Source organism: Rothia sp. HSID18067 (assembly GCF_003989445.1).
In the GTDB taxonomy this organism is placed as follows: Bacteria; Actinomycetota; Actinomycetes; order Actinomycetales; family Micrococcaceae; genus Rothia; species Rothia aeria.
Genome location: NZ_RBMF01000005.1, coordinates 82,371 through 93,573, shown reverse-complemented (window position 1 = coordinate 93,573; position 11,203 = coordinate 82,371). Strand labels below are relative to the sequence as shown.

Annotated in this window: 5 protein-coding genes; 4 read left to right on the top strand and 1 reads right to left on the bottom strand. The window is 55.7% G+C overall.

The window, feature by feature from the left end; all coding sequences use genetic code 11:
• Window positions 1-131: 131 nt before the first annotated feature.
• On the top strand, window positions 132-1,142 hold the full coding sequence (locus D8M23_RS11595) for a hypothetical protein (RefSeq protein ID WP_126854878.1): 1,011 nt from the start codon (window positions 132-134) through the stop codon (window positions 1,140-1,142).
• A 9-nt stretch (window positions 1,143-1,151) separates the two neighbouring features.
• On the top strand, window positions 1,152-2,165 hold the full coding sequence (locus D8M23_RS11590) for a hypothetical protein (protein ID WP_126854877.1): 1,014 nt from the start codon (window positions 1,152-1,154) through the stop codon (window positions 2,163-2,165).
• Window positions 2,166-2,297: 132 nt separating this feature from the next.
• On the opposite strand, the gene D8M23_RS11585 is transcribed toward D8M23_RS11590, so the two are convergent.
• Window positions 2,298-6,626, bottom strand: coding sequence for an FtsK/SpoIIIE domain-containing protein (locus D8M23_RS11585; RefSeq protein WP_126854876.1), 4,329 nt, complete (start codon window positions 6,624-6,626; stop codon window positions 2,298-2,300).
• Between the two features lie 220 nt (window positions 6,627-6,846).
• Between D8M23_RS11585 and D8M23_RS11580 the strand changes: the two genes are divergently transcribed.
• Window positions 6,847-9,876 (top strand): hypothetical protein, encoded by a 3,030-nt coding sequence (locus D8M23_RS11580; RefSeq protein ID WP_238693866.1) that lies wholly within the window; start codon window positions 6,847-6,849, stop codon window positions 9,874-9,876.
• Window positions 9,869-11,200: a hypothetical protein gene (locus D8M23_RS11575; protein WP_126854875.1), complete on the top strand. Its 1,332-nt coding sequence runs from the start codon at window positions 9,869-9,871 to the stop codon at window positions 11,198-11,200. The genes D8M23_RS11580 and D8M23_RS11575 overlap by 8 nt, the downstream gene beginning before the upstream one ends.
• Window positions 11,201-11,203 lie beyond the last annotated feature (3 nt).

The window sequence follows — 11,203 nt, the reverse complement described above, 5'->3', positions numbered from 1 at the left end:
TAGTGCCTTCGGGTGTTTTAGGGTTTGGGTTAGGGGATGTGTTAGTGAGTTCGTTGGGTGTGTATGCGCGGGAGCTTCAAGGGTCGGTTCGCCGAAAAACACAACGACGCTCACCTAGGTAGTGGTGCCTTGTGAGCCGTAGAAAAGATCATGCTCATAGTCTGGAGCATGTAGAACACCCCAAAACCCCGGCCCGCACCAGCAGTAGTTCTGTCTCCGCAGAAGCCTCTGCCCCTGTCCCGGAACTTGTCCTATACCCCACCAACCCAAGCAGTATCAGTAACGTCCCAATCGGCCCGCAGCTGCCACAACGGTACGAACCAGCATTAACCCCATCACTCATCTCAGCAATTCTTGCCCAAGGAATCGTCGCGTTTCCTGTGGTATGGCTTTTCCTGGGAACACTCAACCAGCCACCACAACCGCTGGTCTTCTACGTGCTCTTAGTGCTTTTACCCCCGGCAGGGATCACCTGGTGCGCATTCCTGTTTTTAAAACTACGGCAAACTCCGGCGTTTTGGTTGTATTATGCATCGTTTTTGCTGGTACCGCACCTGGTCTTGTTTTTATCAGGTCTGAATCATGGGTTGTATGTGGTAGCGGCTACAAGTATCGGTGCGGGGTATTATTCGGGGAATGTGTTATTAGGGTATTACCATGCGTGGCGTGTGTACCGGATGAGTAATGCTGAGTATGCGAGGCATCTTGTCTGGCTGCGGAGTGAGCGGCAGCGGGAGCAGCAGAACGCGGTGGGTGGGGGCGCGTTAGCGTTGGTGTTGTTAATTCTGCTCGGGCTTGCTGTGGCTGTTTTGTTGTCGGGGATTTTTCCGATCTATATCCTAGGAAAATCTTATGATCCGGTATCTGTGATCCTTCCTTCACTATCAGTGGTGGGTGCCTCGGTTGCTCTTTCGGTGTTTGTGAAGCGGGTGATACAAGCGCGTGTGATAGTGGTGGTTAGTTGTGTGGTGGTTGTGGTGGTAGGGGTTGTGTTAGTGGTGGGGTTCCCGGGGTGTATGGTGGTTGTTCCGGGGGTTTTAGGGTTTGGGTTAGGGGATGTGTTAGTGAGTTCGTTGGGTGTGTATGCGCGGGAGCTTCAAGGGTCGGTTCGCCGAAAAACACAACGACGCTCACCTAGGTAGTGGTGCCTTGTGAGCCGTAGAAAAGATCATGCTCTCACTCCGGAGTGTCTCGAACACCCCAAAACCCCGGCCCGCACCAGCAGTAGTGCTGTCTCCGCAGAAGCCTCTGCCCCTGTCCCGGAACTTGTCCTATACCCCACCAACCCAAGCAGTATCAGTAACGTCCCGATCGGCCCGCAGCTGCCACGGTACGAGCCTTTTACCATAGGCGAATTTCTATGGCGGCTCTGCCTTACAGTAGCGGCAGGACAAACACTGGTCGCGTTTCCTGTGGTATGGCTTTTCCTGGGAACACTCAACCAGCCACCACAACCGCTGGTCTTCTATGTGCTCTTAGTGCTTTTACCCCCGGCAGGGATTACCTGGTGCGCGTTTCTGTTTTTAAAACTACGGCAAACTCCGGCGTTTTGGTTGTATTATGCATCGTTTTTGCTGGTACCGCACCTGGTCTTGTTTTTATCAGGTCTGAATCATGGGTTGTATGTGGTAGCGGCTACAAGTATCGGTGCGGGGTATTATTCGGGGAATGTGTTATTAGGGTATTACCATGCGTGGCGTGTGTACCGGATGAGTAATGCTGAGTATGCGAGGCATCTTGTCTGGCTGCGGAGTGAGCGGCAGCGGGAGCAGCAGAACGCGGTGGGTGGGGGCGCGTTAGCGTTGGTGTTGTTAATTCTGCTCGGGCTTGCTGTGGCTGTTTTGTTGTCGGGGATTTTTCCGATCTATATCCTAGGAAAATCTTATGATCCGGTATCTGTGATCCTTCCTTCACTATCAGTGGTGGGTGCCTCGGTTGCTCTTTCGGTGTTTGTGAAGCGGGTGATACAAGCGCGTGTGATAGTGGTGGTTAGTTGTGTGGTGGTTGTGGTGGTAGGGGTTGTGTTAGTGGTGGGGTTTCCGGGGTGTATGGTGGTTGTTCCGGGGGTTTTAGGGTTTGGGTTAGGGGATGTGTTAGTGAGTTCGTTGGGTGTGTATGCGCGGGAGCTTCAAGGGTCGGTTCGCCGAAAAACACAACGACGGTAACAGCCTTTTATCTGTAACATCAGGCAGTGATCTCGGGTAAAGCAGCGGCAGAGGTAGCTATAGGTTAGCTAACAGCAGCTCTTAGCCCTCTACCGCTTGCCTATAGCCCTTAACATCTTTGAAAGTCTAGGGCTACTCTGTGCCGTCCGGGCTAACCGCTTGTGCAAGCACCGACGACCCTCCCACTACCACGTACCCGCGCCCAGTCGTAAGAGCAACGGGGGAACGGCGCGGCAATGTTATCGAGAAAATATCTCCATCATAGTCAACGTTCGGTTGCAGCAGCACACCCGTACGTGACTTACGTACATCCTTCAGCCAGTGCGAATACATGGTGCGTATCTCGTCGGGTTTACCAGCTGCTACCACATGAACCAAGGGGTAATCACCTTCCACCAAGCTCTTAATAGAATTCTTACTATCATCAATACGCTCAGCATCATCAATCAGCAGCAGGAGCGGGGCCGTCGTCATACCCGCATCAGAGATCATAACGTCAATCTGTTCAGGTTTCGTGGCAATCCGATCAAACGGATGGTTCAACAATGGGGAGCGCCTGCCACAAATTACCCACACCTGCGGAGTACCTAAACCGTTCACCCCCTGCGGATGCTGTTCACGTAAACGTACCACTGAATCACCGATCGCCTGCAGCAGGGAGCTCTTACCCGAACGCGGCGAACCACCAATCAGGGCGTGCTCTCCTTCATACAGTTCCAGCGAAACCGGCTGCAAATTATGCTCAGCAATACCCACAGGAATCACCCAGCGATCATGAGTAATCTCCGGCTGGGCTGCCAACGTCGAAAGCGGCACCAGCGATGGGAGCTGCCCAATCACGTCCGGCTTATCTGCCTCACCCCAACGCTGCTGCACCTGTTTAACAGCAGACTCAGTACCCAAAACGGGGGTCGCCACATGCATTTGTCGAATGGTGGAGCTCTCTACACACCGACCCGGTACTGGGGCAGGGATATCTGTGCCCCTAATCTTATACCCCGAATAATCGTACGGATCGGCCAGGTGAAACAACCACCGCTGCAATGACACATCATCCACCACTGACGGTATACCCTTTATACGACTACTGGTCATCGCAATATGCATTCCCAAGGCAGGCCCATCAGAATAAATACGGTAAAAAGCGCTCAAATAATCGGTGCCCGTGTATTCAGAAAACTCATCCTTAAGCGTGCCAAACCCGTCCACCAGAACTACAATCCTGCGATTGCCAAACGGGTTGGAGCGGCGGCGATCAAGTTCAACCATCAGGTGCCTTAGGAACCTCGTCTGCCGCTCCTTAGCGCCCTCACCCGGGCCCACGTAGGAACTCACATGGGGTAAATTCTGCAATGGCGCTAGAGTACCCGCGCCCATATCAAGGATGAGCATATCAAACTCATCCGGGTGGGAATGCAAACACAAAGTAAGTGCCAAAGAAATGAGAGATGTGCTGGTGCCGCTACCGGGGGCACCCACCATCAGCAGATTACTGCGCTCCATATCCCAGCCCTGTGGAATCTGCCTCTGCTCATGAGGGATATCAGCAAGTGCAAAAAACACAGTAGTGCCCTGAACAGCGCCAATATCCAGGGTATCAGTGTCAGCTGTTCCAGGATCATCATCAGGGTTAGTGAACCCCGCAAGGGGCACGCGCTCCCCCAGAGCATTAGGCCAGACCTTACGGGGCTGCCCTACACCCTGTTCAGTACCAGCCTTGATGATGGCATCAATGAGGTTGTCAAGATCGTTCGCATCGGTTTTCTTCGGCTTCGGGAGAGCCCGCGGTGCTTCAGGGACCCCAAAAATATTGGTGGAACGCAGCTCAATAGGTGCACGTTCAACGACACCGCTGAACCCGGTTACCAGCGCAGTCTGAATGGGGGTGATGTCGGTTTGCCCCAGTTTGATGTAGGCGCGGCCCATCTGCGAGCGCTCAATAGATGCGGCGTCCGGCACTTCAATCACGTTGGAGGAGTCTTCTTTGGACTGCACACGCAGCGCTACACGCAGGTTGGTGTTTGCCAGAATATCGTTGTTCACCACGCCGGCGGGCCGCTGGGTTGCCAGGATCATGTGCACGCCAAGGGTTCGGCCCACAGCGCCAACACTCACAAGTGAGCTGAGCACATCGGGGAAGTCTTTGGCGAGCATGGCGAACTCGTCGATGACCAGGAGCAGGCGCGGCATGGGTTCTGGCGGGTTGGTGGCCAGGTATTCGGTGATGTTGTCTACGCCTTCACCGGCGGCGGCGAAGAGCCGCTGCCGCCTCTCCATTTCGGCTTCGAGGCTGATGAGGGCGCGGTTTGCCAGCTGCTCATCAAGGTTGCTGATGGTGCCGATGGTGTGCGGCAGCCGTTCACAGGCTTTGAAGGCCGCACCGCCTTTGAAGTCGATGAGGATGAAGTTCAGGCGGGTGGGGTCGTTATGGGTTGCTAGGCCCGCCACGAGGGAGCGCAGGAATTCGCTCTTACCCGAACCCGTGGTACCGCCGACGAGGCCGTGCGGGCCGTCTTTGACGAGGTCGAGGGTGTACACGCCTTGGTCACCGACACCGATTTCGGTACTGAACCCGGTTGCGTTCCGCCATTTTTCAGCAATTTTCTGAGGTGTGGGGGTGCCGACACCAGTGAGTTCAGGCAGGCGCACCAGCGAGGGCAGTCCTGCTCCAGGGATGACAAGCTCAGGATCATCGAACTGAGCGAGCTGGTGTGCAATGGTGGTCGCGGCTTCTAAGGCAATGCCGCCGATAATGACATCCTCAACGGTGCGGCGTTTCTCGGGTTCGGTAAAAGCGGCGGCAGCGTCCTCCTCTACGTTAATCACCACGGTGCAGGAAGCAGGCAGCTGCTCTTCTGAGGTGGCAATTACAATACCCGAGACACGATGATTGTCCTTTGCGTTATTACTGCCTATAGAAAACGAGGATCCGTTCTTTATATTGCGCCCGTATCCGAGTAATTCACGTGCAGGAGCGTCACGGCCTTCAGTGAGGACTTCGGAGTCAATAAGCAATAGCAGCCCAGGGGAAAGCAACCCGTCAATACCTTGACGCAAGCTTCTGAGCATCGTCATTGATTGCTCCCGGTCATTGGAAATCCAGCGGCCCCCAACAGCGGAGCCGCTTTGCCGAGTGTGCGGCAGCCACGAGGTCCAGGCCCATTCGTCCTCTTTGCCCTTATCAAAGAACACACCAACAGTAGTATCAGCAGGCCCGCAATGGGTGACAGCCTGAATGAGCAGGCTACGAGCGAGTGCCAGCGCGCCCTGTCGTTCCCCCACAATACCAATAACACCGGCATTTGAAATGTCTGCGATCACAGGTGCACCACTAAGGGTGGAGGCGTCTATAAGCTCGGTGACTTCTTTCTCTCGGTCTTGGTGCGAACTATTATCAGGGGTTGGGGCCCAGCCAAAGTTGCCGTATCCAACATGTAAGCTTAAAAAGTCACGGGACAAGAAACGGCGTTGCCACAGCTCAGTGCTAGGTAGCTGCACACGACGTAGCACACTGGCAGGGTCGGGGGCCTGCTCATGCAGACGAGTACGTTCGTACCCATAACTATTTTTAAGTTCTTGCCGCAGTTTTTCTAAGTCTTTGGCGAAACGTTCTTCCTCTTCGCGGGTATCACGTTTATACCGCCAGCGCTGCTCCGCCCACATGGCAATAATCGCGATAGGGCTTAGAAGCGCAAAAAAAGCGAACCTAATATCACCCATAACAGCGATCATGGCGACAGCTAAGACGAGGGGGCTAAGCGCGGTTGCATAACTAAATTTTGAGGGTTTTGTGATTTGTTTGCGTTTGGGGAGTTTAATAGGGTCCGCCTCGGGAAGCATCCCGGGACGTGGCGGACGGTTAAACGGGGCGGTTCGTGCGGGGGTAAGGTTTGGGAGTGTTCCGGGTTTCGGGGCCGAGTGCTCCACCAATTGTGGCCTCAGCAGGAGCACGGCACCGCCGGTGTAGATGACTGTAAGCTCGTCGGTTTCTACGCCTTCTTCGGGTATTTTTATACCGTTAACAAAGGTTCCGTTAGTGGAACCGGCATCGGAGATTTTAATGCCCTCTTCGGTGCGTTCAATGCGGCAATGTTCCCATGAGGCGCTTTCGGTGGGTAGCACAATGTCTGCCTGCGGTGAGCGGCCCACTATGAGGGGCCTGCCCTTTGGAAGGGGCACTACGTCCCCTGCTCTGGTGCCACCAGCGAGGGTGATGTTCCAGCCGCGTACCGGTTGGGCCACGGGTATGGGGCGTTGGCTAATAACACTGCCCTCCAGCAGCGCAACTGACCCCAGCTGTGAGGCGCCCTGTAGGGGCTGGGCATCCAAATACAGGGGGTCATTGGGGGCGATGTGAGGCCCACCGGCGGCAAGAATAAGGTCGCTGAGTGTGGTGTTATCCTGCCAATAGTCCAACTCAAAGGTACGCGTGAACCCGTGCAGGTCAACCAGAATTTTCACCCTGAGATATCCTCTCCGGTAGTTTTATCGGTGTGTTTTATACCGCCCGCTAACTAGCTGGGGTAGTTGATCTCACTACCCAATTATCCATCTAATTCCGTTTATCACATCTCAACTGGCTTAAAACAATTGTGAGTAGTCGTAAGATAGGATAAGTTACTTTGCTTATCACCGAGACGAAAGGCCCGCCAAAGCGTGTGCCTTTACCAGGAGTATAACTATGAAAGCTCACCAGGTGCCTATTTACGCTCCGGTCAGCCATACGCTCAAGAAACGCCGCGCATCTAGATTGCTCAAGGCACCTCTGGCGGCGGGGGTAGCGTTAATGCTGCTGCTCGCAGGGTGTTCCTCCGACTCCCCTTCGGCTGATGATGGCCCCACAGAGACCCGCAGAAGCGAACAGCAGGTAAGTGACCCCACAAATATCCTGCAGAATGTGAACGTTAATGTTGACCACACCGGGTCGGTTAAAGCAATCAATAGCACCAATATTTATGTGAATGAGCACACCCATCAGAGCTCCACTAAAGACGTGAAGTATAAGGTGAGCGATGTGGTGAACGATGTGCCCGTGCGTGTGTCGGTGCAGTACCAGAGCAATAAAGGCAACGGCACGGACTTGAATGAGCTTAAGGGGTATTCCGGGCCGCTAACCATTAAAATTTCGGTTGAAAACCTGAGTGTTAAACCGCAGGAAATTACCTATGATGCTGGCGGGAGCAGCCATAAGAAAAAAGCTCTTGTGGGTGTGCCGCTGACTGTTGCCGCTTCCACGGTGCTGGAAAATTCAACCCCCAATCAGGTGGTTGCCGGCAGCAGCCTTGACGCTAAGGACCCTAACGCCACTAACGGTGTGATTAGTTCCAACTCGGACGGCAAGGCGGTGGTGCAGTGGGGTACTATCATCACTCCGCCCACCACTGAGGCGAACGCGTCCCTGGTGCTAAAGATGGATGCGAAGGACTTTAAGGTTCCTAACTTCGATATCGCGGTGCAGCCGGGGTTTGCTGACTCTTTGTCCAGTGAAAACGTGCTCACTAACGGGTTCAATAAGAACGACCAGAACCAGATGGCGTTGCTGCAGCGCACCATGAAGGTTGTTTCGGATGTGAACGGCACCCTGCTCTCGGCTAGTGACCAGATTAATGAGCTGCGCAAAAACCTGGATTCCACCGCTGGTTCTTTGGGTAATGGCACCGCCGAAAACCTTAAAGGCAGCAACGAGAAGCTCACCAAACGCATGGAGGAGCTCAGCAGCCAGATCCGTGATCTGAAAACTGATCTTTCCAAAACTGCTCAGACCAATAATTCTCAGCTGATAACCCAGCTGGAGCGCACCGTGGGCTCCCTCGACTCGGCGCTGGGGGATACCTCCGTGCACCCTTCCGTGAAGGTTAATGCCAGCGGCAACTCCTGCACGGTGGATCGGTCCACCCCCCATGGCGGCAGCTCTGTCTATTCCAATCTGGTGCAGCTTGCGGATGTGCTTGGCAGTTACGCCCAAGCCAACGCAGGATGCCAGCGGGAACTGTCGGGGACCCTTTCGCAGATTATCGGTCCGAAAGACCCCGGCCCCGAACAGTGCCGTGATCACGGTGGGGATTCGGTGACCTGTGCCCTGTACGGCACCTCAGCCTCTGTGCAGGCTAATCTGATTGGTCTGACCGTGGCCAGCGACTCGCTGCTTAACGATATGCGACCGGATTATCTTAAGGGTGCCAATAAGAACTACAGCGACTTGCAGGCGTCTATTCAGCAGCTTTCTGACTATCTGAACTCGCAAAATTCAGGTAGCGCAGACACCGCGAAAGTTCAAGAAACCATTAAGAATATCCGTGGCAACGTGAACTCGCTCAAGGAGTCCTCTAACAGCCTGCAGGAAGGTATCGGGCGCATCTATAAGACTTCTCAGGAGGCTCAGGCAGAGCTCACCGGTGAAGGGTCTGCCCAGGAGCAGAATCAGAAGCTCGCAGATCAGTTGTGTGAGCTCTCTACCGAACGCGGCGGGCATTTGAGCCCCGATGAGGTGGCGCGGTTACGTTCCTACCTCACGGCTACCCCCTGCGGTGCAGGTGGTGGGCAGCAGCCGCAACCTGCGCCCGAACCTAATACCCCCAACGATCAGCCTTCGGCTGAGCCTTCAGCGGCACCGAGCACAAGTGCTGAGCCTTCAGCATCCGCAAGTACAAGTGCCAGCGCGAGCCCCTCGGAGGGGGCATCCGGTGAGGCTACCACCCCCGCAGCGGTAGTGGAGAACGCCAGTGAGGTGAAGCCGCACCACGGTAAGCCCATGGATCAGCGTATCGTTGAGCAGCAGGGCCGATGGAGGAGCGTCTCTGCTGAAACCGACCCGAACGCGGAGAAGGGCCTGGCCGCAGACGCTAAGCGGGTTAACGCTCGGGTGAATGATCTTGACGGGCAGCTTAAAGCCTTAGAGGATGAAGCGAACAAGCTCGGCGACACCAACCGTGACCGTAACGGTGAGCAGGAGAAGAACATCAGCGCCCTCAAGCAGAAGGTGGATGCTCTCACCCGCAAGAGCGACGATTTGGGGCAGAACCTCAAAGATCTGGCGGAGCAGCACAATAAAATCTCGGAGACCGTGAAGGCAGCCTTCAAAGACTCCTCTGATAAGACCGCGCAGCAGGTGAACGACCTCATTGGCAAGCAGATCCGTGTGATCTCGGACCGTGGGCAGAGCGGCAACCGTGCTGTTGAGGATGCGTTCTCACGCTCCATTAACCAGCTGGTAGAGACCTCCGACAATATTGTGGTGGGTGCCGGCAATTCGGTTGAGAACCAGCGTAAAGACCTGTCGGAGCGTACCAATAATGTGCGGGCCGCCCTCGACGGGGCCACCCAGCAGTCGCTGGGGCTGCTTGATCAGCGCACCTCTGCAGCGACCCGAGACTTGGAAGGCTCCTCCGCTTTGCTGTACAGCGATTTGAATAAGATCATGCTTGACCTTGGCGACAGTAAAGTTGAAGGGGCTGGCCTGCTTGGCTCGCTCAAATCGAATTCTGCGAAGGCGGGCTCGGCCGACTATCAGCTGGCGTTAGCCTCCCAGAACGCGCAGGGGTACACGAGTATCCGTTCTGAAGATATTGCTAACATTCAGCTGCGTCAGGCGCAGTTCAAGGAGTCGCTCAAGTCCCTGGAGAAGATGAAACCATTCCACCTTTCGGATGCTGGTAACGCCGAAGTTCGGGTACTGTACACCTTCCGCGTGGGAGAAGCACAGAATGGCTAACCCCGAAGGGCAGCAGACGCCTCGGCGGTCACGCGTGAAAATCGTGTTGACCGTCGGGGCTGTTATTGCGGGGGTGCTGGCGCTGGTTGTGGCCACCAGCATGTGGCTCACCTCGGGCCGCAGCCCCTTGCCGACCTTTAAAAACGAGTCCCCAAAACCCGGTGCCGCCGTCGCTCCCAGTGTGCCGTTAGATATTAAACTTCCCACGCTTGGTAAGTCCATTAAGCTCGGGGTGATTGTCACCTACGGTGAGGAGACTGAAGGCTCGGAATGGCTGCAGCCCGCCCAGGGTGCGGCGGTGGCCGCGTACCGTCTGCACATGGGTAATGTGCCTGTAGAGCTGGTGACCCTCAACGATAGGGGCACTGAGACGGGCGCCCGGCAAGCCGTGGAGCAGATGAAGGCCGAAGGGGTTGAGGGCATCGTCATGGCCTCTTCCGGAAGCCACGTGCAAGGCGCTGTGACAGCGGCGAAAGAGTACCATATTCCCATGATTGAGGTGTACGACAACGTTGGAACCGGCGATGGGGTGTGGTCGTTTGCACCCAACGCTGAGGCGTCGCTCGTGGCCCTGCAGTCTGGGGTGGAAGACCCGAATAAGGTTGTAGCGGTTGAGGCCCAAGGGTACAGCACCGGTATTCTGGCAGCCCACACTCTCACATATAAGCCTGGGGACGACCCGGCTGCGCTGGCCCGTTCTGTAGCAGAAAAAACTGCGGAGCTTGGCCCCGGGACGACGGTGACAGTTGCCGCGCCCGCCGCTATGCAGGCTAGCCTTGTGAAGGCGCTTCAAGAGGCCGCCGTCAAAACCACCATACTGCTCTCGCCCCAGGCGATAAGCCCGGTCTTTAGCACAGAGCTGGTGAAACAGGGTGGGGCCATCTCCTCGTCGCTGGCCACTAGCGGAGTGGATACTTCCGACTCGGTGGCGCTGCAGTCCACAGATGAAGGGCGGAGCATGTCTGCCTTTTTGAAAGCGGTGGGGATTATGAGCGCAGACTCCAATGTGCAGACCCTCAGCGGCGACCAGGAATTCAGTACCGTGGCTGCTTATGCGGATTCCCGCTCCCATGATGCCGTGGTGGCCCTTGCCTACGCCTCAGCGCTGAACCTTGATATGAATAACGAGTCGGTGCTTAAGACTCTTGCAACGGTGAAGATGCGTTCCGGCGAGGGGCTTGCGGGTCCGGCGCTAGACTTTACGCGGCCCAATGCGGTAACCGCCCAGCCCGCGCTTCTGCACGCCTCCGAACAGTCACTGGGGCTGCGTCCGCAAACGGCGGGTTCTGCAGCTGATGCTTCTATCACCTGGTTCGCAGGCTAGCCA